Origin of the sequence: Flavobacterium sp. 316 (genome assembly GCF_000967805.1) — a bacterium.
GTDB lineage: Bacteria > Bacteroidota > Bacteroidia > Flavobacteriales > Flavobacteriaceae > Flavobacterium > Flavobacterium sediminilitoris.
The window spans coordinates 530,691-554,159 of the sequence record NZ_JYGZ01000003.1; the positions used below are offsets into that span (position 1 = coordinate 530,691).

At 33.7% G+C, this 23,469-nt stretch carries 17 protein-coding genes, 2 tRNA genes, 3 rRNA genes and 1 riboswitch; of the genes, 4 read left to right on the top strand and 18 right to left on the bottom strand.

Annotated features, from left to right (window positions below):
- Positions 1-15: 15 nt before the first annotated feature.
- The 6 genes from SY27_RS08740 to SY27_RS08765 all read right to left on the bottom strand — a co-directional run bounded on the left by SY27_RS08740 (position 16) and on the right by SY27_RS08765 (position 5,759).
- Entirely contained in the window at positions 16-813 is a 798-nt protein-coding gene (locus SY27_RS08740; RefSeq protein WP_045969228.1) for an energy transducer TonB, read from the bottom strand.
- 6 nt (positions 814-819) lie between these two features.
- A complete protein-coding gene (locus tag SY27_RS08745) occupies positions 820-1,215 on the bottom strand; it encodes a biopolymer transporter ExbD (RefSeq protein ID WP_045969230.1) in 396 nt (131 codons plus the stop codon).
- Positions 1,215-1,919: a MotA/TolQ/ExbB proton channel family protein gene (locus SY27_RS08750; RefSeq protein WP_045969232.1), complete on the bottom strand. Its 705-nt coding sequence runs from the start codon at positions 1,917-1,919 to the stop codon at positions 1,215-1,217. The genes SY27_RS08745 and SY27_RS08750 overlap by 1 nt, the downstream gene beginning before the upstream one ends.
- A 52-nt stretch (positions 1,920-1,971) precedes the next feature.
- The gene (gene nhaD, locus SY27_RS08755; RefSeq protein ID WP_045969235.1) at positions 1,972-3,330 is read right to left on the bottom strand and encodes a sodium:proton antiporter NhaD; all 1,359 of its coding nucleotides are present in this window, start codon (positions 3,328-3,330) and stop codon (positions 1,972-1,974) included.
- A 7-nt stretch (positions 3,331-3,337) separates the two neighbouring features.
- Positions 3,338-4,567: a Glu/Leu/Phe/Val dehydrogenase dimerization domain-containing protein gene (locus tag SY27_RS08760; RefSeq protein WP_045969237.1), complete on the bottom strand. Its 1,230-nt coding sequence runs from the start codon at positions 4,565-4,567 to the stop codon at positions 3,338-3,340.
- A gap of 124 nt (positions 4,568-4,691) precedes the next feature.
- Complete coding sequence (locus tag SY27_RS08765; RefSeq protein WP_045969239.1) at positions 4,692-5,759, bottom strand: anhydro-N-acetylmuramic acid kinase; 1,068 nt, start codon at positions 5,757-5,759, stop codon at positions 4,692-4,694.
- Positions 5,760-5,852: 93 nt separating this feature from the next.
- On the opposite strand from SY27_RS08765, the gene SY27_RS08770 reads away from it, so the two are divergent.
- On the top strand, positions 5,853-6,992 hold the full coding sequence (locus tag SY27_RS08770; RefSeq protein WP_045969352.1) for an acyl-CoA dehydrogenase: 1,140 nt from the start codon (positions 5,853-5,855) through the stop codon (positions 6,990-6,992).
- A 66-nt stretch (positions 6,993-7,058) separates the two neighbouring features.
- Here SY27_RS08770 and SY27_RS08775 read toward each other — a convergent pair whose 3' ends face one another.
- From SY27_RS08775 to SY27_RS08800, 6 genes are all read right to left on the bottom strand, one after another.
- On the bottom strand, positions 7,059-9,197 hold the full coding sequence (locus tag SY27_RS08775; protein ID WP_045969241.1) for a TonB-dependent receptor: 2,139 nt from the start codon (positions 9,195-9,197) through the stop codon (positions 7,059-7,061).
- A gap of 51 nt (positions 9,198-9,248) precedes the next feature.
- A riboswitch (TPP riboswitch) is annotated at positions 9,249-9,355 on the bottom strand.
- A 39-nt stretch (positions 9,356-9,394) separates the two neighbouring features.
- On the bottom strand, positions 9,395-9,796 hold the full coding sequence (arfB, locus tag SY27_RS08780) for an alternative ribosome rescue aminoacyl-tRNA hydrolase ArfB (RefSeq protein ID WP_045969243.1): 402 nt from the start codon (positions 9,794-9,796) through the stop codon (positions 9,395-9,397).
- Positions 9,789-11,324: a DUF4301 family protein gene (locus SY27_RS08785; RefSeq protein WP_045969245.1), complete on the bottom strand. Its 1,536-nt coding sequence runs from the start codon at positions 11,322-11,324 to the stop codon at positions 9,789-9,791. The genes arfB and SY27_RS08785 overlap by 8 nt, the downstream gene beginning before the upstream one ends.
- Positions 11,294-11,908 (bottom strand): nicotinamide riboside transporter PnuC, encoded by a 615-nt coding sequence (gene pnuC, locus SY27_RS08790; RefSeq protein WP_045969247.1) that lies wholly within the window; start codon positions 11,906-11,908, stop codon positions 11,294-11,296. Before pnuC ends, SY27_RS08785 begins: the two co-directional genes overlap by 31 nt.
- Entirely contained in the window at positions 11,908-12,621 is a 714-nt protein-coding gene (locus SY27_RS08795) for a geranylgeranylglyceryl/heptaprenylglyceryl phosphate synthase (RefSeq protein ID WP_045969249.1), read from the bottom strand. The genes pnuC and SY27_RS08795 overlap by 1 nt, the downstream gene beginning before the upstream one ends.
- Positions 12,621-13,250 (bottom strand): 4'-phosphopantetheinyl transferase superfamily protein, encoded by a 630-nt coding sequence (locus SY27_RS08800; protein WP_045969251.1) that lies wholly within the window; start codon positions 13,248-13,250, stop codon positions 12,621-12,623. Before SY27_RS08800 ends, SY27_RS08795 begins: the two co-directional genes overlap by 1 nt.
- Positions 13,251-13,380: 130 nt before the next feature.
- On the opposite strand from SY27_RS08800, the gene ahcY reads away from it, so the two are divergent.
- Both ahcY and SY27_RS08810 read left to right on the top strand, forming a co-directional pair.
- Complete coding sequence (gene ahcY, locus SY27_RS08805; RefSeq protein ID WP_045969253.1) at positions 13,381-14,697, top strand: adenosylhomocysteinase; 1,317 nt, start codon at positions 13,381-13,383, stop codon at positions 14,695-14,697.
- 174 nt (positions 14,698-14,871) lie between these two features.
- Positions 14,872-15,978: a DUF4407 domain-containing protein gene (locus SY27_RS08810; protein WP_045969255.1), complete on the top strand. Its 1,107-nt coding sequence runs from the start codon at positions 14,872-14,874 to the stop codon at positions 15,976-15,978.
- A 29-nt stretch (positions 15,979-16,007) separates the two neighbouring features.
- Here the strand turns inward: SY27_RS08810 and SY27_RS08815 are convergent, their stop codons facing one another.
- Entirely contained in the window at positions 16,008-16,754 is a 747-nt protein-coding gene (locus SY27_RS08815; RefSeq protein ID WP_045969256.1) for a PH domain-containing protein, read from the bottom strand.
- 937 nt (positions 16,755-17,691) lie between these two features.
- On the opposite strand from SY27_RS08815, the gene SY27_RS08820 reads away from it, so the two are divergent.
- Positions 17,692-17,943, top strand: a complete 252-nt coding sequence (locus SY27_RS08820) for a hypothetical protein (RefSeq protein ID WP_045969257.1) — start codon at positions 17,692-17,694, stop codon at positions 17,941-17,943.
- 207 nt (positions 17,944-18,150) lie between these two features.
- On the opposite strand, the gene rrf is transcribed toward SY27_RS08820, so the two are convergent.
- The 5 genes from rrf to SY27_RS08845 all read right to left on the bottom strand — a co-directional run bounded on the left by rrf (position 18,151) and on the right by SY27_RS08845 (position 23,243).
- Positions 18,151-18,260, bottom strand: a 5S ribosomal RNA gene (gene rrf, locus SY27_RS08825).
- A gap of 146 nt (positions 18,261-18,406) precedes the next feature.
- Positions 18,407-21,282 (bottom strand): 23S ribosomal RNA (locus SY27_RS08830).
- A 119-nt stretch (positions 21,283-21,401) separates the two neighbouring features.
- Positions 21,402-21,475: transfer RNA gene (locus SY27_RS08835), tRNA-Ala, on the bottom strand.
- 90 nt (positions 21,476-21,565) lie between these two features.
- A tRNA-Ile gene (locus SY27_RS08840) sits at positions 21,566-21,639 on the bottom strand.
- Between the two features lie 86 nt (positions 21,640-21,725).
- Positions 21,726-23,243, bottom strand: a 16S ribosomal RNA gene (locus SY27_RS08845).
- Together the 16S, 23S and 5S rRNA genes with 2 tRNA genes alongside form the textbook arrangement of a ribosomal RNA operon.
- Positions 23,244-23,469 lie beyond the last annotated feature (226 nt).

Below are 23,469 nucleotides of genomic sequence, written 5' to 3' on the forward strand. Positions count from 1 at the left end.
AATAGCTTTTAAAATTTATTCTCCCAATTTGAAGTTAACAACAACAAAACCTATTTGAGTTTCAGGAGCGTTTGGATCTGCTTGCCATTTAAAAGTTTTTGCTGTTTCAATTGCAGGATTAACTAAACAAGGGTTTGTATTGGTAGTTCCTTGTGAACGCTCTGCTTTAATAACATTTCCGTTTCTATTCACCCAAATTTTAACAACAACGGTACCTGATTCATTACAATCTTGCACTTTTTTATTGTTCCCAGCTAATTTTCTACCAGCTAATCCCCAGCCAGTTCCGTTTCCTGAACCATTTCCTGAACCGCTTCCATAGAAACTATTAGCATAGATACTTCCATTTGGATCACCCTTATCTCCTGCCAAACCATCATCTCCATGACCACCTTGTGATGTTCCTTCTGACGGCTTTCCATTTAATATACTATTTAAAGCACTATTTGTTTGCTGCGAAGGCTTAGGTGATGGTTTTGTAACTGGTTTAGTTTCTGTAGGTGTTTTTGGTTTCTGAGTAGTCTTCTTTGGCTGAACCACAACAGGAGAATCATTATCATCTGTCAAGACATCCTCTTTCTGGCTTGTTTCAGGTTGAGATTGTGTGTTTTGTGGAGCAGATTGTATTGGTTCTGTAGGTTGTATTTCACCTTGACCAACATCACTTGTTCCAAAATTTATTGCGATTCCATTTTCAGGTGGAGGATCTAAGGAAGTTAGTCCAAAGAAAATACAAAATAATAAAATTGCAAGAAGTATTACACTTGATATTACAAATGATTTTTTTTCTTCTTCTGTTTCTAAAAATTTCATATTTATCTATTTTGGACTAACTGCCACGACCATCTTAATTCCATTTCTATATGCAATATCCATTACATATACTACTTTTTCATGAGGAACAGATTTTTCAGCTCTTAAGACTATTGCTTTATTTTCAGCATTCGCTACCAATGCTAACAACTGGGCTTCCAATTGGGTTTCATCAATTTTATCTTTATCAATATAAAATGACAAATCCTTATCTATACTCACAGAAATACTTTTATTACTATCGGTTTTCCCTTTTCCTTTTGGTAGTACTAAGTCTAAAGCATTAGTTGTAACCATTGTAGAAGTAAGCATAAAAAATATCAATAATAGAAATACAATATCTGTCATTGAAGACATATTGAATTCTGTAGATACTTTATTTTTATTTTTACCTAACTTCATTATACTGGTTCATTTAATAGATCTAAAAACTCAACTGCATTTGCTTCCATTTGATTAACCACTTTATTTGTTTTCACAACTAAGTGATTATATCCCATATATGCTACAATACCCACAATAAGACCTATAACTGTAGTTGTCATTGCTGTATAAATTCCTTCTGCTAAAGAACCTACTTCAATTTGTCCGCCACCACTTGCCATCTTGTGAAAAGCAAGAATCATACCAAGCACTGTTCCTAAGAAACCAATCATTGGTCCAGCACCAGATATAGTAGCCAACATACTTGTGTTTTTTTCCAATTTATACAACTCTAAATTACCTGCATTTTCAATAGCTGTATTGATATCTTCAAGTGGTTTTCCAATACGAGAAATTCCTTTTTCAATTAGCCTTGCAACAGGTGAATTTGTTTGAGCGCACAACATCTTAGCTGAATCTATTTTTCCTGATAAGATATTCATCTTAATATTATTCATAAAACTTGAATCAATCTTACTTGCTTTATTTATTGCCATCAATCTTTCAAAATATAGAAAAAGAGCTAAAAAAAGTAAAATAAATAAGACTAAGATAATGGCCTGACCACCTATTCCTCCACTTGTTAATAATTCCCATATTGAAAGTGTCTTTTCTACGGGCTGATCTTCTGCCATAACTTGACTGGCAACTGCTAAACTATCTACTTGAAGAAATATACTCATATTCTAATTTTATATAATAACGTCTATTAATTAAAAAAATTGTCTTGTTAACTTATGATGCATTCAAAAGAAAGTCTCTCAAAATAATAAACCCAACAGAACCTGCTAAAAACCCAACAAGTGCCAACCAACCTATTTTTTTAAGATACCAAAAGAAATCTATTTTTTCCATTCCCATTGCAACAACTCCAGCAGCAGAACCAATTATTAATATACTTCCTCCTGTTCCTGCTGAATATGCGATAAAATGCCAAGCTGGTTCGTCCATTCCAATTTGAAACATTCCTATACTTGCCGCAACTAAAGGCACATTATCTATAATTGCAGAACCTGCTCCTAATAGCAAGACTACTAAATCTGAAATTTTTGTTGAATGATGTTCTGTTCCAAGATATGGCACACTATTTTCTAATATTCCTGCAAAATCAAATAACATTCCTAATGATTCTAAAGCAGCAACAGCCATTAAAATACCTAAGAAAAATAAAATACTTGGCATTTCAATTTTAGACAATGATTTATGAACGGGACTATGATGTACTGAACCTTCACCAGCAGTTGCTCCTCCCACACTAAACTTCCTATTACTTAATACTTCTGCTACAGCAGCTACAACAGCTAATGATAACATCATTCCAACATAAGGAGGTAAATGTGTAGCTGTTTTAAAAATTGGAACAAATAAAATGGAACCTAATCCTAAATAAAACATTAAAGAGCTATAAGGAGGGCTAACTTCGTCAACCTCAACTTCTGCTTCAATATTTCCTTTAAAAATTTTCATTCTTGATGCTATTACAGTTGGAACTACATAACATATTATAGAAGGAATCAATACGTGCTGAATAAGTTGCCCCGCAGAAACTTTATTTGCTATCCAAAGCATTGTAGTTGTAACATCTCCAATAGGAGACCAAGCTCCTCCTGCATTTGCAGCGATTACAATTAACCCCGCAAACCATAAACGAACTTCTTTATCTTTTATAATTTTCTGCAAAATTGTAATTAATACAATTGTAGCTGTAAGATTATCTATAATAGCTGACAATACAAATGCTAATGTAGTAAACAACCACAGTAATCTTATTTTACTTCTTGTTTTAACAAACGACTTTATCGTTGAAAAACCATCAAAATAGTCAACAATTTCAACAATTGTCATTGCTCCCATAAGGAAGAAAAGTATTTCGGCTGTTTTTCCTAAATGATGTAAAAGAACACCTTCTACATGATGACTTTCTTTTCCTATTCCTGGCAAAATCTCAAAAACCTCCAAATGATTGACTGCAATTAATGCCCACAGAATAGCCATCATTCCTAGAGCAGGAATCAATTTATCAACTTTCAAAGAATGTTCCATCGCTATGGCTAAGTAACCAAGAACGAATATTACGATTAATAAAATTTCCATCTAATAATTATTTAATAAGTTGTTTTAAAGCAATTTCAAAAGCTCTTGCACTTATATTGTATTTTTCTGAACTTAAATCGTATGTTTTCTGAATAGCTGCTTTAATAATATTTGAAGTGTCAGAAAAAATAGACTCATCTGTCATTTGAACTTTTTTCTCCATGAAATATGCAAATACTCTAGCCATTCCACAATTTGAAATAAAATCTGGTATTAAACTAACTTTAGTATCTGTTTCTTCCATTATTGACCCAAAGAAAATTTCTTTATCTGCAAAAGGAACATTTGCTCCACAAGAAATCACTTCTAATCCAGAGGCAATCATCTGGTCAATTTGACTTTTTTGCACTAGTCTTGATGCAGCACATGGTGCAAATATTTGAGCATCGATTGACCATATTTTTTCGTTAATTTCATCAAATGGAATCATATTCTCTGAAACCAACTTGTTCCCATCTTTATTTAAGAATAAATTTGTAATTTCTTCAAATGAAAACCCATTCTCATTAATTAAGCCTCCATCTCTATCAATTATTCCGACAATTTTAGCTCCCATTTCTGCTAAATAAAAAGCCGCAGCCGAACCTACATTTCCGAATCCTTGAACAATAGCTTTCTTTCCTTTCACATCACCTCCATAAATTGCATAAAAATGACGAACTGCTTCAGCAACACCATAACCAGTGATCATATCTGCTACTGTATATTTTCTATTTACATCTGGTGAGAAGTTAGGATTTTCAATTACTTTAATTACTCCTTGTCGTAATTGTCCTATTCTATTTATTTTATCTGCTTCTGTTGGTTTAAAGTGACCATTAAAAACACCTTCTTGAGGATGCCATACACCACAGTCCTCAGTCATAGGAATAACTTCATGAATCTCATCTACATTCAAGTCTCCTCCTGTTCCATAGTAGTTTTTTAATAATGGAGAAACAGCTTTGTACCATCTTTCTAGTACTCCTTTTTTACGTGGATCATTTGGGTCAAAATTTATTCCTGATTTTGCACCTCCAATTGCTGGTCCAGAAACTGAAAATTTAACTTCCATAGTTTTTGCTAAAGAAAGCACTTCATTCATATCTAATCCCTTACGCATTCTAGTACCACCACCAGCAGCACCACCTCTTAAGGAATTAATAACTGTCCATCCTTCTGCTTCTGTTTCAGGATCTTTCCAATTAAATACTATTTCAGGTTCTTTATTTTCAAATTTCTTTAATAAATCTTTCATTCTTGTTGGTTATTTTTCAATTCCACAAATATACATAATCTTCTGAATTAAGTGTATTTCAAAGTTTTAAATTAAGGCTTAACAAATTGTTAAATCACATAATTAATTGATTCTTAAATAAATACTATTTCCATGTAAAAACATTTCCAGCGCTATGATTTTGCCTTGCACCTGTTACTGATGCTAATGTATTATTTTCATTGCGTAATTTTAGCACACCTAATAAAGCAAAAACCAATGCTTCTTTAGATTCAACTATAATATTATTCGGAATTACCAAATTAATATTCGGCAAATAAGATTTAATTCGTTCAATTAAAAAATCGTTATAAACACCTCCTCCTGTAATTAAAACAGAAGTATTCTTCTTAACGATTACTTTACTTATTTGGAAAGCGGTATGCTCTACAAATGTTCGCAATATATCATTTACAGGAATCGAATATTTATTTAAAACTGGAAATATTTTTGAATTAACAAACTCCATCCCTAAAGACTTAGGATAAGATTGCTCATAAAAAATTAAGGAATTTAACTCTATTAACAATTCATTATTTAAAAGTCCTTTTTGGGCTAAATTCCCCTTATCATCATAATTTAATCCAAGTTGATTTGCATAAAAATTCAAAACTGTATTAACAGGAGAAATATCAAAAGCAATCCTTTCTCCATCTTCTTCAAAAGAAATATTTGAAAAGCCACCTAAATTTAAACAATAATCATATTCAGAAAACAACAATCGATCTCCAATAGGTACTAGTGGAGCACCTTGTCCTCCCAATTGAACATCTTGAACTCGAAAATCGCAGACTACATTTTGTTTTATTAATTCAGCTATTTTACTTAGATTCCCTATTTGAAGTGTAAAACCATTTTCTGGTTGATGCAAAACGGTATGCCCATGAGAGCATACTATATCAATATTCTGAATTTCATTTTTTGTAATAAATTCAGAAATTATCTTAGCTAATTCTTCTGTGTATTTTTGATTTAAATCTAAAAGTTCATTGTTTGATAAATGAATTGAATTTGACAACATACTAATCCAATATTCAGTATAAGGAACTGTTTCAAATATATGAATCTTAAAGTTCCACTTACTTGAAAAAGACAATGTAACGTAAACCAAATCAACCCCGTCAAGAGATGTGCCTGACATAACCCCAATAACACTATAGGAATCCTTTTGCATGGGCTAAAATTACAAATTGTTATTGAAAAATTGCTAATAAATAATTACATTTGGGAACTTTTAATAAATTACTTAAAACTTTATTTACACGATATGGATTTTAAATTAACTGAAGAGCAATTAATGATTCAACAAGCAGCTAGAGATTTTGCTTTAACAGAATTACATCCTGGAGTTATTGAAAGAGATGAACATTCAATTTTTCCTACGGAACAAGTTAAAAAAATGGCTGAACTTGGATTTTTAGGAATGATGGTTGATCCGAAATATGGTGGTTCAGGATTAGACAGTGTGTCTTATGTATTAGCTATGGAAGAAATTGCTAAAATTGATGCTTCTGCTGCCGTAATTATGTCGGTTAACAACTCTTTAGTTTGTGCTGGATTAGAAAAATACTGCAATGAAGAGCAAAAACAAAAATATTTAGCTCCTTTAGCAAAAGGAGAGGTTATAGGTGCTTTTTGTTTATCTGAGCCAGAAGCAGGCTCTGATGCTACTTCACAAAAAACAACTGCAATTGACAAAGGAGACTACTATTTGTTAAACGGAACAAAAAACTGGATAACTAATGGTGGAACAGCTTCTACTTACATTGTAATTGCACAAACAGATATTGAAAAAGGACATAAAGGTATTAATGCTTTTATTGTAGAAAAAGGATGGGAAGGTTTTGATATAGGACCAAAAGAGAATAAAATGGGAATTAGAGGGTCTGATACTCATTCTTTATTATTTACAGACGTTAAAGTACCTAAAGAAAATAGAATTGGAGCAGATGGTTTTGGTTTTAATTTCGCAATGGGCGTTTTAAATGGAGGAAGAATCGGTATTGCTTCTCAAGCATTAGGTATTGCTTCTGGAGCTTATGAATTAGCTTTAAAGTATGCACAAGAACGTAAAGCTTTTGGAAAAGAAATTTTCAAGCATCAAGCTATTGCTTTTAAATTAGCAGATATGGCAACTCAAATTACAGCTGCAAGAATGTTATGCTTTAAAGCTGCTTTTGAAAAAGACGCTGGTCAAGACATATCGCATTCAGGTGCAATGGCAAAACTTTTTGCTTCTGAAACAGCTATGAACGTAACCATTGAAGCTGTACAAATTCATGGAGGAAATGGTTATGTACGTGAATACCATGTAGAACGTATGATGCGTGATGCGAAAATTACACAGATTTATGAAGGAACATCAGAAATTCAACGTATTGTAATTTCAAGAGGATTAGTTCAATAACTATATTCTTATATAAACTAAAAAACCGACTTTAAAAGTCGGTTTTTTTATGTCTATTTGTTTTTTTTAAAACTTCAAAGTCATTCCAAACATTATATTTGCACCTGCTTGTGGATAATAATAAACATAACCACCTCCATAATCAACAGCATTAGAAGCATATTTTTTATTAAAAATATTATTCGAATTAAGTGTAAAAATAATTTCTTCAGCAATTTTATGTATTGGTAAAGAATATATTAAATTTAAATCATTAACAAAATAATCTGCTAATATCCCTGATTTATCATCTGTATTATTTAAATATTGTTCTCCTACAAATTTTGACAGCAAACCTATTTCAAAATTTTTAAACCCACTGAATATTATTTGATTTCCAATTATAATTTCTGGCGAATATGCAATATTTGTATTCCCAATATTCTCCAAATCTCCAGAAGCATCTGAATAAAAATCAATATTTTTATTCTTACTCAATGTAAAATTAGGCGCTATTGTCCATTTTTTAGACAATAATATTGTAGCTTCTACTTCAACACCTAAACGATAACTATCACCACTATTACTACGAATAGGCGCTCCAACATCATCCAGCTCACCTGTTAAAACCAATTGATCTTTATATGCCATATAGTATGCATTCACATTTAATCTTGATTTTGAAGATCCGAATTTCCATCCTAATTCAAAATCGTCTAACTGTTCTGGCTTAGGACTTCCATTCTCATAATCTGTTCTATTTGGCTCTCTATTTGCTCTTGCATACGACAAAAATAAAGTACTATTATTAGATAATTTATATGTTAGTCCTGCTTTTGGATTGAAAAAATTAAATGTATCATTTATCAAATCTGCTTGAACTCCATTTGCTTCATAGTTTACTGTTCTATACTGTAAGTCTCCGAAAACAGCAAATCCGTTTGAAAATTCATAACTCACTTTTGCAAAAACATTTCCGTCTGTTTTATTTCCATAATCATCGTAATATCTATCTCCAAGTTCACTTGTAGAAGCATATCTTGCCCAAATTACTTTTCCAAAATGATCGCCTTCATATTTATTCCAAGCTCCTCCTAATATAAAGTCAAAATTATCTTTATTATAATTTGCAGAAAATGTAGTTCCATAGAAATTATTATCTAACCATTTTTGACGAATTAAATCTGTTGAAACTTGCCCAGCAGTTGGAATAAGCCCATAATCTGAAAAAGCTTCATCTTCTTTATAATTTTCGTAATATCCTTTTCCTTTTGTATAATGAAAAGCTAAGTTTGTATTCCAATTCTCACTCCATTTCTCGTTCCAATGTAACTGATAATGATCTTGCTGATAATTATCTGTTTCATTATCATAATAACGAGTATTCCCAAACTCATCAGTATACATTCCTGCTGAATTAAATGTAGGGTTTTCATTAAAAGTCTCTCTATCAACTCCGTTCCATGATTGATACGTTCTTTCAGTTCCTCCAAACGCTAAGGCCTTAATCAAAGTAGTTCCTTCAAAATAAGCACCTTGTAAAAAATAGGATTTCAAATCTGAAGTAGCTCTATCAACATAACCATCTGAGTGAATATTTGACAATCTTCCAGAAAGTTCAAAACCATTTTTCATTTTTCCAGTACTAAATTTTACCGTATGTTTTCTTGTATTAAAACTTCCAAATGAATTTGAAATTTCACCATTTGATTCTTCCGCAGCTAAATCTGTAAGCATATTTAAACTTGCTCCAAACGCTCCAGAACCATTTGTAGATGTTCCAACTCCTCTTTGTAATTGAATACTTTGTAAAGAAGAAGCGAAATCAGGCATGTTTACCCAATATGTTCCATGAGATTCTGAATCATTATATGGAATTCCATTAATTGTAATATTTACTCTTGTCGCATCACTCCCTCTTACTCTAATTCCTGTATAGCCAACACCATTTCCAGCATCAGTTGTAGTAACAACAGAAGGCAAATAGTTTAATAACATAGGAATGTCTTGACCTAAATTGCGTTTTGCAATTTCAGTTTTTGACATATTAGTAAAACTTACAGGTTGCTTTGAATTTGCTCTTACGGCAGACACTAAAACCTCGTCTAGTTGTGTTACTTTAATACTGTCAAGTTGTTTTTCCTGTGAAAAGATACATAGTGAAGAAAAAGTAATCAAAAAGCTCAATGTCTTTTTTGATTTTTTAATTTTGAATAAAGTTTTCATTCGCAAATTATATACGAATAAAAGGGGTAATTATTCTTTGTTAAATTTAATAGTATTTAGTTTTTTAATTCCCTAAACAGCATTATCTGTTCTAGGTTCCACGGGTATAATCTCAGCCTTAAAATTTTAAAATATTTAAAGCACCCCTTTGAGACGGTGCAAAGATAGTAAAGTAATCAGATTATATCTGTAAAAAGTTAAATTTCTGGCTTTCTTCTAGACTGCTTTATTAAACCTATATTTTTCTTTTCTTTAATTCTTTTTTCTTTTACTGATTTTGGAATTCTAGTTTCTTTTCTAATTTTAGGTTTCTTTAATCCGTTAGTTAATATCGTTAGAAATCGTTTAATTACAATTTCTTTGTTTTTTAATTGACTTCTATCTTCATCACAATTTAACATCAAAATAAAATCTTGTGTTAATCTAGTTGCTATTCTTTCTTTTAAATACTCTTTTTCCTCTTCAGTTAAACCCAATGAACTATTTAAATCGAAAGTAAGCACTACTTTAGAAGAAACTTTATTTACATTTTGACCACCAGCACCACTACTTCTTACTGCTTTTAATTTTAACTCAGATATAACAATTTCTTTATTCATTTTTTGATTGATGTGCTGACTTTAATAAATCATTCACTGTTTTTACTGGATTAAATGTAGTTAACGGAACTTCAACGAAAATAGTAATCCAAAATGCCATTGCTCCATTCCACAAACCTGGTAACTCAAATCCTTTTATCGGATTACCATTTTTATTTTTTTCAACAATAAAACCTGTATTTTTATCTACATACTCGTTTAAATCAAATTTTTCTCCATTATATTTTTTAATTCCACAAACTAAATCTACAGGATTAAAATGTGTTGAATTTCTAAAAATATTCATTTGATTTGTGTCATTTAAGTCTATTTGCGAGCTTTCTACAATTTGAAGCGAAACTCTTCCATCTTCATGATTAATCCAAAAAGGACCACCTCCTGGTTCTCCTTCATTTTTGACCATTCCACATACACGAATAGGTCTATTCAATATCTCAAAAAGTTTTTCTAATTGCTCTTTTGGAGTAAAATTAAAAAACTCTTTTGGTAGATTCCAATTTAATTTTTGAGTGATAAAATCTGAAATCTCTTTAATTCTTTCAATAGTTATTGTTTCTTTTTCAATTTCTTTAAGATAATCAAATACTTGATTTTGAATAGTAATTAAGACTCCTCCTAGTATTTTTTTATTCTCTAAAACATCATCAATGTGATTATAGGAAACATTGTCAATATTTTTTATAAAGATAATATCCGAATTCAGAGCATTAAGATTTTCAATTAAAGCCCCATGTCCTCCTGGTCTAAAAAACAAATTACCTTGTTCATCTCTATAAGGAGAATTATCTAAGTTTACAGCTAGTGTATCAGTATAAGGTTGTTGATATGAAAATGAAATATCAAAATCATCATACTTTGACGTTATTTTTTCAAAATCCGCTAAATGTTCTTCTGAGATTGTAAAATGTACTTTAGACTTTCTATCTCCTCTTTTATAAAAAACAGTTTCCTTTAAATGTTCTTCTATTGGCGTTACTTTTTCTCCTTCTTTCTCGTGAAAAGGTAAAACTCCTTTAGGTTTATTTCCATAATTGAAACAGTCTTTCGAAAGTAGTGTTTTAATTAAACAATAACTTTTTTTATCACTATTATAACTTTCATATTCTGGATAAAGAGAAAGCGTATGCTTTTTTAATTCTAGATAAAAAGGGAAATTTTTTATTCCAATTAAAAAAATAGGTAGGTCATTGCTTTTCTTTCTATTAATATAAGCATTAATCGTTTCATTTTCAATGTCAAATTCGAACAAAAATTCAGCTAAAAACTTAAACATCCTTGTAGCCGCACCAGAAGCAGGAATAAACTTTTCAATATTAAAATACTGCTTTTTCTTATCAAATACCGCTACATAAAAAGCTTTTTCTTCTTTATCTAAAACCCAAATACCATCATCTTTTGTTGCTGACTTTAGTAATTTAATTTTAGGAATTCCAGTTCTAAAAAAACGTAGCTGTTGCTCTATGCTTTCTACTGCTATTTCTTTGAGTTTTATTTGTTTTAAATCGTTTTCGCTAAACTTTTTTTCCATTCTTTAAAGGCGTAAATTGCAATAATTGTAAAAATAAAATATTGAAGGCTTGTAAAAGTATAACCTTTATAAAAATACAATGGAATAGAAATAATATCTCCAATAATCCAAAGTATCCAATTTTCAATTTTTCTTTTAGCCATAAGCCACATTCCTACAAAAAATATCCCTGTTGTAAATGTATCTACATAAGCTGTCCAGTCTGTAAATTTATTGAAAAATTTGTATATAAAAACAACAAATAGAACTGTAATAAAAAATATAACCACAGCTTTAATAATATCTCTTTTATCCATAATAGATATAGGATACTCTATTATATCATCTTTTTTTTGTGACCAAAGCACCCAACCATAAATACTCATAATAGCATAATATCCATTAATTAACATATCTCCAATTAAACTCCATTTATACAATAAATATACAAAAATAATGGTACTAACAATTCCCGTTGGATAAACTAAAATATTATTCTTTTTAGCAAACAAAACACTTGCCAATCCAAAAAGAATAGCAATAATTTCTAAAACAATTTGATGTGTCGGATAGCCTTTATATTGTGAAAATAAAAAATCAATCATTAATTAAAAAAGGTGTTATCATTTTCAAATGCAGTTCCAATAACAACCATATCGGCACCTGCTTCAAATACTTTCTCTATAGCTTCCTGAGTACTAATACCTCCTCCAACGATTAATGGAATCTGAATTTCATCAACCACTTTCTTAATCATTTCTAAAGGAATCGCATTTTTTGCCCCACTTCCTGCTTCTAAATAAACCAGTTTATTTCCCATAAACTCTCCTGCTTTTGCTGTTTGACAAACATAATCTATATTATTTCTATCTAGTGGCTTTGTTAGACTAACCCTTTCAACAGCAGTGATAGTTCCGCTCTCAATTAACAGATAAGCTGTTGGAATAATTTCTAAATCTGTTTTCTTTAAAAGAGGAACTGCATTTATTTGATGCTCAATCAGGTAATCTGGATTCCTCCCCGACAATAAACTCAAAAATAAAATTCCATCTGCTTCATTTGATATTTGTTTGTGATCTCCTGGAAAAAGCAGAATAGGAAGAGTGCAATACTTTTTTATTTCAACAATTAATTCATCTAAATAATTTCCATTAAAAGTACTTCCTCCCAAAAATATATGAGTCACTGGAGCATTTTTAATTTTTGAACATAGTAAAGCAACATCAGATACTAAAATTTTTTCAGGATCCAAAAGAATTACTAGAAGTTTCCTTTTGCTTTTTTTAGCAAATACTATTTCTTGATATATTGACGTCATTACTTTTTTTCGAATGCGCAAACTAAAGCATAATTCTCTATAAATTCAAATGTAAAACAATATTCTTCAATAGTATTATTAAATTTTAATTGAGCAATTCCTCCAAAATCATTCAAACTAAATTGATTTTCAAAAATATGATTTGGAAAACTAATCCCTTTTTCATTTTTAATTTTGAATATCGATTCCTTTACACCCCAAACAACGGTTGCTTTTTTTATTTTCTCTTCTTTATTTAAATTTTTCAAATGCATAACATCCATAAACCTCGGTGCAATTGTTACAATTTTATTCTTTAAGATTTCTAAATCAATTCCCATCTTACAATCACCAACCTGTATTACTGAGAAATCATGCGAATGACTAATTGAGATTTGTTTACCATCAACTAAATGTGGTTTACCAAACTCATCATAGTATAAATCAAAATCAGTATAACCTGCTTCTAAGAGTAACATTCTTACAGCTAAAAACCCTCTTTGGTGACTTTCCGATTTCATATTTAACAATCGGATCAATGAAGTTTCTTTTAAGGAAATAATTTTAAATAAATCATCAAACTCTTCTTCAATTTTCCACACGAAAAGAATTGTGTTTTTATCTCTATTTATTTTTTTATATAGTGGCATCTAAAATATTCAATTGAAATTCAAAGCTTTATGCTATTAAACATTTCACAAAATAAGTGATAAAATTTAATAATTAAAAATGGATTTTGTACCTTTGCCATTCAAAATTAATAATACAAATATACAATAGATGAGTTCAAATACGACAACTTATGTACCTTACAAAGTAAAAGATATTACTTTAGCAGATTGGGGAAGAAAAGAAATTGAATTAGCTGAAGCAGAAATGCCAGGTTTAATGGCTTTAAGAGCAGAATATGGTACAAGTCAACCTTTAAAAGGCGCTCGTATTGCAGGATGTCTTCATATGACAATTCAAACTGCTGTTTTAATCGAAACTTTAGTAGCTCTTGGTGCTGATGTAACTTGGAGTTCTTGTAATATCTTTTCAACTCAAGATCATGCTGCTGCCGCTATCGCTGCTGCTGGAATCCCTGTTTATGCATGGAAAGGTCTAAATGAAGAAGAATTTGACTGGTGTATTGAACAAACTTTATGGTTTGGTGAAGATAGAAAACCATTAAATATGATTCTTGATGATGGTGGTGATTTAACGAACATGGTTTTTGATCGTTTTCCAGAATTAATTGAGAATATCAAAGGTTTATCAGAAGAAACAACAACTGGAGTTCACCGTTTATATGAAAGAATGCAAAACGGAACTTTACATATTCCAGCAATCAATGTAAATGACTCTGTAACTAAATCAAAATTTGACAATAAATATGGTTGTAAAGAATCTGCAGTTGATGCTGTTCGTAGAGCAACAGATATTATGTTAGCAGGTAAAAGAGTTGTAGTTTGCGGATATGGTGATGTAGGAAAAGGTACTGCTGCATCTTTTAGAGGAGCTGGTTCTATCGTAACAGTTACAGAAATAGATCCAATTTGTGCTTTACAAGCTGCAATGGACGGATTTGAAGTTAAAAAACTAAACACTGTTGTAGGAAATGCTGATATTATCATCACTACAACAGGAAATAAAGATATCGTTCTTGGTTCTCATTTCGAACAAATGAAAGATAAAACAATTGTTTGTAATATTGGACACTTTGATAACGAAATTGACATGGCTTGGTTAAACAAAAATCATGGAACATCAAAAATCGAAATCAAACCACAAGTTGATAAATATACTATTAATGGAAAAGATATCATCATTTTAGCTGAAGGACGCTTAGTTAATTTAGGCTGTGCAACAGGTCACCCAAGTTTTGTAATGAGTAATTCATTTACAAACCAAACTTTAGCGCAAATCGAATTATGGACAAATAGCGCTGCTTACAAAAATGAAGTATATATGTTACCTAAACATTTAGATGAGAAAGTAGCTGCTTTACATTTAGCTAAGCTAGGTGTTGAATTAGAAACATTACGTGAAGATCAAGCAAAATACATTGGAGTTCCTGTTGAAGGTCCTTTCAAACCAGAATATTATAGATATTAATTTTTAATAACTATTTTAAAATTATTTAGAGAAACCCTTACATTACTGTAAGGGTTTCTCTTTATCTAATTATTTTTCAACAATTTAACAACAATTTGAAACATTTGTGATTAAATTTGTACTAATCAAAAATTGAACTTATTTTCAATACAATCATCATCAAAAAACAATATTATGTTAAAAACCTTCTTTATCTTATGTTCAGGAGCCGATAAGAATCTCATCAATTCTTGCTCTAATGCAGAACAAAACAAATATGCCGGAATTGGCGCTACCGTTTTTTTTACTGCTATAATGGCTTTTATTGCCGCAAGTTATGCATTATACACCGTTTTCGACACCATCTACACTGCAATAGGTTTTGGTCTCATTTGGGGATTACTTATATTCAATCTTGATCGATTTATTGTTTCTACTATAAGGAAAAGAGATAGTTTCTGGAAAGAATTTCTTCAAGCAACTCCTCGAATTATACTAGCTATCATTATTGCAATTGTCATTTCAAAACCTTTAGAAATTAAAATTTTTGAAAAAGAAATCAATACAGTTTTGCTTAAAGAAAAAAATGCAATGGCCTTAAACAATAAAAAAGAAATTTCTAATTATTTTCAAAAAGATTTAGACAAGAATAAAGCGCAAATAGATAGCTTAAAAAATGATGTCCTAAAAAAAGAAAAAGAAGTTAATAATCTATACACTGTTTACATTACTGAAGCAGAAGGAACAACTGGAACGAAGAAATTAGGAAAAGGACCCGTTTATAAAGAAAAACGTGAAAAACACGATTCCGCTCTAAAAGAGTTAGAAACTTTAAAAAACACTAATCAATCTAAAATTAACGAATTAGAAATTCAAATAAAAGAAATTCAAAATAATTTAGAAAACAAAATAACAGAGACGCAACCTATAATAAACGCATTTGATGGTTTAATGGCCAGAATAAACGCTTTAAACAAATTACCTTGGCTACCTTCATTCTTTATAATGCTATTATTTCTAGCAATAGAAACCTCTCCCATAATTGCCAAACTTCTATCTGGAAAAGGAGAATATGATCACAAGATTGAAGATTATGAAATGTTTACTTTAAACGCACTAACCCAAAATAAATATCAAAGTGAACTACAACTTAAAACAGATGCCGAAATTTATGATAAAATATATACTGACATTAAAGAAGACAATGAGCTATATAAATACAAAAAACAAAAAGCAACAGAATTATTAAAATTACAAGCAGATGGATTTGTTGAAAAACAAAAAAAAATCATTATAAACTAAAAAAGGGAATTTATAAATTCCCTTTTTTTCTACATATAAGTCAAAATTTCCTTTTTAAAACTATCATACTCGCCTTGTAAAATTAACCCGTTATCCAATAACCTCTTGTAATTTTGGAGTTTTTCAAACAATTCATCCTGAGATAATTCACTCAATTTTCGCTCTGATCCTAAATCAACACTATTATCTACTCTAGCTTCTTCATATCGAATAATTTGCTCATTAACAGGAATAATTTCAGCAAAATCAAACACTTCTTCAGATTTAATCTCTTCAAGAACTATTTTTTCAGATTCCTTATTTTTAAAAACTACATCTTCAGAAACAAATTCAATTGCACTCACCGAAGACTCTTCTTTATCAACCTCTTTAATTACAGGGTTTTTAAGAATCTCAAGTTGTTCCTTAGCAAAAGTATATAGTTTTCTTGCTTGATTCTTTGGTAAATAATCTATTGTATATGTTAAATCTGACTTCGTTGTAAAAGTAAAATCAGCCCCTAGAATTCCTTCTTTAACAAAACTACCTGTAATATCATGCCAATCATAATCTACAAACTCCATTGATAAACCAAGATTTTTAGGCTTACACAATATTATCCTTTTATTTGTAACAACAATACTATCAGGTAATATTGTTACTGCTGGTTTCTTTTGTACAGCTATGTAACCAATATCTTCATTAGACATTAATAAATTTTCAAGCTTAGCTGTTATTTTATCAATCGATTTTGGATCTTGATCTTCGTTTAATATTTTTTTTAAATTCTCAAGCATAATTATCTAACATAAAAAATTATTACAACAAATGTAACTTGTAATTTTTTAATATTAATTATCATACACAAATTTATTTATAAAAAGCAGTCAAAGTATGACACTATATAAAATATGTGTAATAAATACCCATTATAATTATACAGTAACGCTTTTTTACACAATTACACAATATGAGTAAAAAAATTAAAACACTATAATTCAAATACTTACAATCAATTTCAACATCTAACACAAATTGGCATGATTATTACATTTAAGTACATAACAAACATAAACAGACATGAAAATTATTAGTTGTTTTATTCTTTTAAGCAATTTAATAACTTTTAAAATGGTAATTTATTTTTCTTTTGAAAGATTATATTGTTAATATGTTATTAAGAGTTAGTTATATTCATAATAAAAGTATTAAGCCACTGTTAAAAGCACTTTCTGGTTAGTTAAATAAAAGTATTGGGATTAATTTTATTTATCTGAAGTTAAAAAAGGAAACAATTGTTTCCTTTTTTTATTATAGTAATGCCGTGTCTTGAAATAATGACATATAAGACAATGGCCTTCCAACAAAAAGTCGGGCAAATTTTCTATGATTACATACTTAATTAGCATCCTATCACTCATCTATTATACAAATCAATAATGATTGTGAGATATAAACAACCTTTAACTATTCGTATATAGGTTTAAAATACCCAAACTTCTTCATTCAAGGATTTCACTGTAAAACTTCTATTCAAAAAACTTATACAAACTAAATACGGATGATTAGAATCTATTACAACTTTAAAACATCTTTAAAATTTACTTCTCAAAACATTAAATTCGCATCAGTTTAGCAACTTATATTTTTGATACTTGACAGCTTTTCTCTTTAGTTGTATCAACTATTCTAGAGTTTCCGTACGTTTTGTTACTTATTTCAAAAACTTCTTTTTTGAATGTCTACCTTTGTTTTGAAGCAATAATTAAATTCATAAATAGGATAAATTATGGAAAATTCTATGATAAAAACTTTAAAATTACGATTGCAGAATTGTTAAAATCAGGTAGATTAGTAAAAGATATTAGTCAAGAATCCAGATTAAATGACAGTATACTACAAAGGCAACTAAGAGAATTTAATTCAAAAGCAGAAGATTTCACTAAAAAGATAGAACTATCTATCATTGAAATTACTCAACAATAATATGTGTAAACTTGGCAATGGTTAAGAATAATAGAAAAACAACTCTAGATCATATATTTTATTCAGATAGAGGTAAAATAATACCAAAATATGTATACCCTAAGAGGCCTAAAAACAGATCTTTATGAAAATAAAATTAACAAAAGAATCGATCCAATAAATTTTAAAAACAAAAAACCCTAATCGTACTGATTAGGGTTTTTAAAAGAAAGGCGGCGACATACTCTCCCACAGGATTGCAGTACCATCTGCGCAGGTGGGCTTAACTTCTCTGTTCGGAATGGGAAGAGGTGAGCCCCACCGCAATAACCACCTTAAGAGGTTATAATTGCTTTAGGCAACTATTTGTAATATACATTTATTTTTCAAAATGAATAACTACAATAATATCTTAACATATTGAGACAAGAAAATCTATTTTTTACAGAAAGTTTCTCCCTGCGCCTTACGGCGCAGGAAAAGCGTACATAAGCTTACGGATTATTAGTACTACTCGACTATGACATTACTGCCTTTACATCTATAGCCTATCAACGTGGTCATCTTCCACGATCCTTAAAAGAAATCTCATCTTGTGGTGGGTTTCGCGCTTATATGCTTTCAGCGCTTATCCCTTCCAAACGTAGCTACTCTGCAGTGCTCCTGGCGGAACAACAGATACACCAGAGGTTTGTCCAATTCGGTCCTCTCGTACTAGAATCAGATCCACTCAAATTTCTAACGCCCACAGTAGATAGAGACCGAACTGTCTCACGACGTTCTGAACCCAGCTCGCGTGCCACTTTAATGGGCGAACAGCCCAACCCTTGGGACCTTCTCCAGCCCCAGGATGTGACGAGCCGACATCGAGGTGCCAAACCCCCCCGTCGATATGAGCTCTTGGGGGAGATCAGCCTGTTATCCCCGGCGTACCTTTTATCCTTTGAGCGATGGCCCTTCCATGCGGAACCACCGGATCACTATGCTCTACTTTCGTACCTGATCGACCTGTATGTCTCTCAGTCAAGCTCCCTTATACCATTGCACTCTACGCACGGTTACCAAGCGTGCTGAGGGAACCTTTAGAAGCCTCCGTTACTCTTTTGGAGGCGACCACCCCAGTCAAACTACCCACCAAACAATGTCCCCCACTTAAGCGGGGTTAGGCCTCAGACAAGCAAAGGGTGGTATTTCAACAATGACTCCACAACGCCTARCGACGCCACTTCAAAGTCTCCCACCTATCCTACACATCACGTGTCCAAGGTCAATATTAAGCTATAGTAAAGGTGCACAGGGTCTTTTCGTCCCACTGCGGGTAATCGGCATCTTCACCGATACTACAATTTCACCGAGCTCATGGCTGAGACAGTGTCCAGATCGTTACACCATTCGTGCAGGTCGGAACTTACCCGACAAGGAATTTCGCTACCTTAGGACCGTTATAGTTACGGCCGCCGTTTACTGGGGCTTCAATTCAATGCTTCTCCGAAGATAACATCTCCTCTTAACCTTCCAGCACCGGGCAGGTGTCAGGCCCTATACTTCATCTTACGATTTTGCAGAGCCCTGTGTTTTTGATAAACAGTCGCCTGGACCTTTTCACTGCGGCCAGCATTGCTGCTGGCGACCTTTCTCCCGAAGTTACAGGTCTATTTTGCCTAATTCCTTAGCCATGAATCTCTCGAGCACCTTAGGATTCTCTCCTCAACTACCTGTGTCGGTTTACGGTACGGGTACTTATAATCTAAGTTTAGAAACTTTTCTTGGAAGCCCTTAGGCACACTATCCCTTTGTCCGAAGACTCCGAGTACTATCGTATTTCACCATTCTCTACGGATTTGCCTATAGAGAATATAGTTAGGTACTTCAACGAACTATTCCGTCAGTTCGCGGTGCTTTCATCACTCCGTCATTCCATCACAATTATAAGTAGTACGGGAATATTAACCCGTTGGCCATCGACTGTCCCTTTCGGGTTCGCCTTAGGACCCGACTAACCCTCAGCTGATTAGCATAGCTGAGGAAACCTTAGTTTTTCGGTGTGCGGGTTTCTCGCCCGCATTATCGTTACTTATGCCTACATTTTCTTTTCTAAACAGTCCAGCAATACTCACATATCACCTTCAACCCAGTTTAGAATGCTCCCCTACCACAGATTAATCTGTCCATAGCTTCGGTAGTATACTTATGCCCGATTATTATCCATGCTCGTCCGCTCGACTAGTGAGCTGTTACGCACTCTTTAAATGAATGGCTGCTTCCAAGCCAACATCCTAGCTGTCTAAGCAGACAAACCGCGTTTTTTCAACTTAGTATACATTTGGGGACCTTAGCTGATGGTCTGGGTTCTTTCCCTCTCGGACATGGACCTTAGCACCCATGCCCTCACTGCTGAGCATCATTATATAGCATTCGGAGTTTGTCAGGAATTGGTAGGTGGTGAAACCCCCGCATCCAATCAGTAGCTCTACCTCTATATAACTAATTCAGCGCTGCACCTAAATGCATTTCGGGGAGTACGAGCTATTTCCGAGTTTGATTGGCCTTTCACCCCTACCCACAGGTCATCCCAAGACTTTTCAACGTCAACGGGTTCGGACCTCCACTGTGTGTTACCACAGCTTCATCCTGCCCATGGGTAGATCACACGGTTTCGCGTCTACCATTACTGACTATGGCGCCCTATTCAGACTCGCTTTCGCTACGGATCCATACCTGAAGTACTTATCCTTGCCAGCAACGGTAACTCGTAGGCTCATTATGCAAAAGGCACGCCGTCACCCCACGAAAGGGCTCCGACCGCTTGTAAGCGTATGGTTTCAGGATCTATTTCACTCCGTTATTCACGGTTCTTTTCACCTTTCCCTCACGGTACTGGTTCACTATCGGTCTCTCAGGAGTATTTAGCCTTACCGGATGGTCCCGGCAGATTCACACAGGGTTTCACGTGCCCCGCGCTACTCAGGATACTGCTATCTATATCTTCTCTTACCTATACAGGACTATCACCTTCTTTGGTTAACCTTTCCAGGTTATTCTAATTCAATCCGCATAGAATGTCGCAGTCCTACAACCCCAAAATTGCCGTAACAACTTTGGTTTGGGCTAATCCGCGTTCGCTCGCCACTACTTACGGAATCACTTTTGTTTTCTTCTCCTCCGCCTACTTAGATGTTTCAGTTCAGCGGGTTTACTCTCCTATCGGAGTACTATGTCTTCAACATAGTGGGTTGCCCCATTCGGATATCTACGGATCAATTCGTGTGTGCCAATCCCCGTAGCTTTTCGCAGCTTATCACGTCCTTCATCGCCTCTGAGAGCCTAGGCATTCCCCATACGCCCTTATTTTGCTTATTGTACTTGTTTTTCAAATGTTATACGAATATAACACCCGAAATTTGTGCTTTCTATTATATTTTTATATTTTCTTTTCTCAATATGTCAATGAACTTTTATACTTTCTTACAAAGTATTCGTGGAGAATATCGGAGTCGAACCGATGACCTCCTGCGTGCAAGGCAGGCGCTCTAGCCAGCTGAGCTAATCCCCCATTTAGTAGTCAATAGTTAACAGTTTGCAGTTAACAGACTTCAAACGGCTTACTCAACCTCTAAAATTTCCTATAAAAACTCGAAAATTGTAGTCCCGGGCAGACTCGAACTGCCGACCCCTACATTATCAGTGTAGTACTCTAACCAGCTGAGCTACGAGACTCTGTTTTCTTTAGTTTTTATTGTTTTTTGAACTAACAGCGAGAGTAAAATCAATCTCTTATACATACAACTTTATCTTTTCTCTAGAAAGGAGGTGTTCCAGCCGCACCTTCCGGTACGGCTACCTTGTTACGACTTAGCCCCAGTTACCAGTTTTACCCTAGGCAGCTCCTTACGGTCACCGACTTCAGGTACCCCCAGCTTCCATGGCTTGACGGGCGGTGTGTACAAGGCCCGGGAACGTATTCACCGGATCATGGCTGATATCCGATTACTAGCGATTCCAGCTTCACGGAGTCGAGTTGCAGACTCCGATCCGAACTGAGACCGGTTTTGAAGATTCGCATCATGTCACCATGTAGCTGCTCTCTGTACCGGCCATTGTAGCACGTGTGTGGCCCAGGACGTAAGGGCCGTGATGATTTGACGTCATCCCCACCTTCCTCGCGGTTTGCACCGGCAGTCTCGTTAGAGTTCCCGACATTACTCGCTGGCAACTAACGACAGGGGTTGCGCTCGTTATAGGACTTAACCTGACACCTCACGGCACGAGCTGACGACAACCATGCAGCACCTTGAAAGACGTCCGAAGAAAAATCTGTTTCCAAATCTGTCGTCTCCCATTTAAGCCCTGGTAAGGTTCCTCGCGTATCATCGAATTAAACCACATGCTCCACCGCTTGTGCGGGCCCCCGTCAATTCCTYTGAGTTTCACACTTGCGTGCGTACTCCCCAGGTGGGATACTTATCACTTTCGCTTAGCCACTCAAACCGAAGTCCGAACAGCTAGTATCCATCGTTTACGGCGTGGACTACCAGGGTATCTAATCCTGTTCGCTACCCACGCTTTCGTCCATCAGCGTCAATCATTTAGTAGTAACCTGCCTTCGCAATTGGTATTCCATGTAATATCTAAGCATTTCACCGCTACACTACATATTCTAGTTACTTCCTAAACATTCAAGCCCTACAGTATCAATGGCAGTTTCCTAGTTGAGCTAGGAGATTTCACCACTGACTTATAAGGCCGCCTACGGACCCTTTAAACCCAATGATTCCGGATAACGCTTGGATCCTCCGTATTACCGCGGCTGCTGGCACGGAGTTAGCCGATCCTTATTCCTACAGTACCGTCAAGCTGCTACACGTAGCAGTGTTTCTTCCTGTATAAAAGCAGTTTACAACCCATAGGGCCGTCTTCCTGCACGCGGCATGGCTGGATCAGGCTTGCGCCCATTGTCCAATATTCCTCACTGCTGCCTCCCGTAGGAGTCTGGTCCGTGTCTCAGTACCAGTGTGGGGGATCTCCCTCTCAGGACCCCTACCCATCATTGCCTTGGTATGCCGTTACCATACCAACTAGCTAATGGGACGCATGCTCATCTTGTACCGTTGGAACTTTAATAATCAGAAGATGCCTCCCGATAATACTATGAGGTATTAATCCAAATTTCTCTGGGCTATCCCTCTGTACAAGGTAGATTGCATACGCGTTACGCACCCGTGCGCCGGTCTCAAGTTAGCAAGCTAACTCTACCCCTCGACTTGCATGTGTTAGGCCTGCCGCTAGCGTTCATCCTGAGCCAGGATCAAACTCTTCATCGTATATTTTAATTTTGTACGATAATCGCTGACGTATAGTCTAATTCAATTTACTCTCTTTTACTTTATAACTTAAATCACTTTAAGTTATGCTGTCAATCCAATATGTCTATGAACGTGTCATTCTTTTTTATTCCGCTATTCTCTCGTTTAGCGGCTGCAAAACTACAACCTTCTTTTTAATCTCGCAAGCTTTTTTTGAAATATTTTTTAAAAGTTTTTCTTAAAA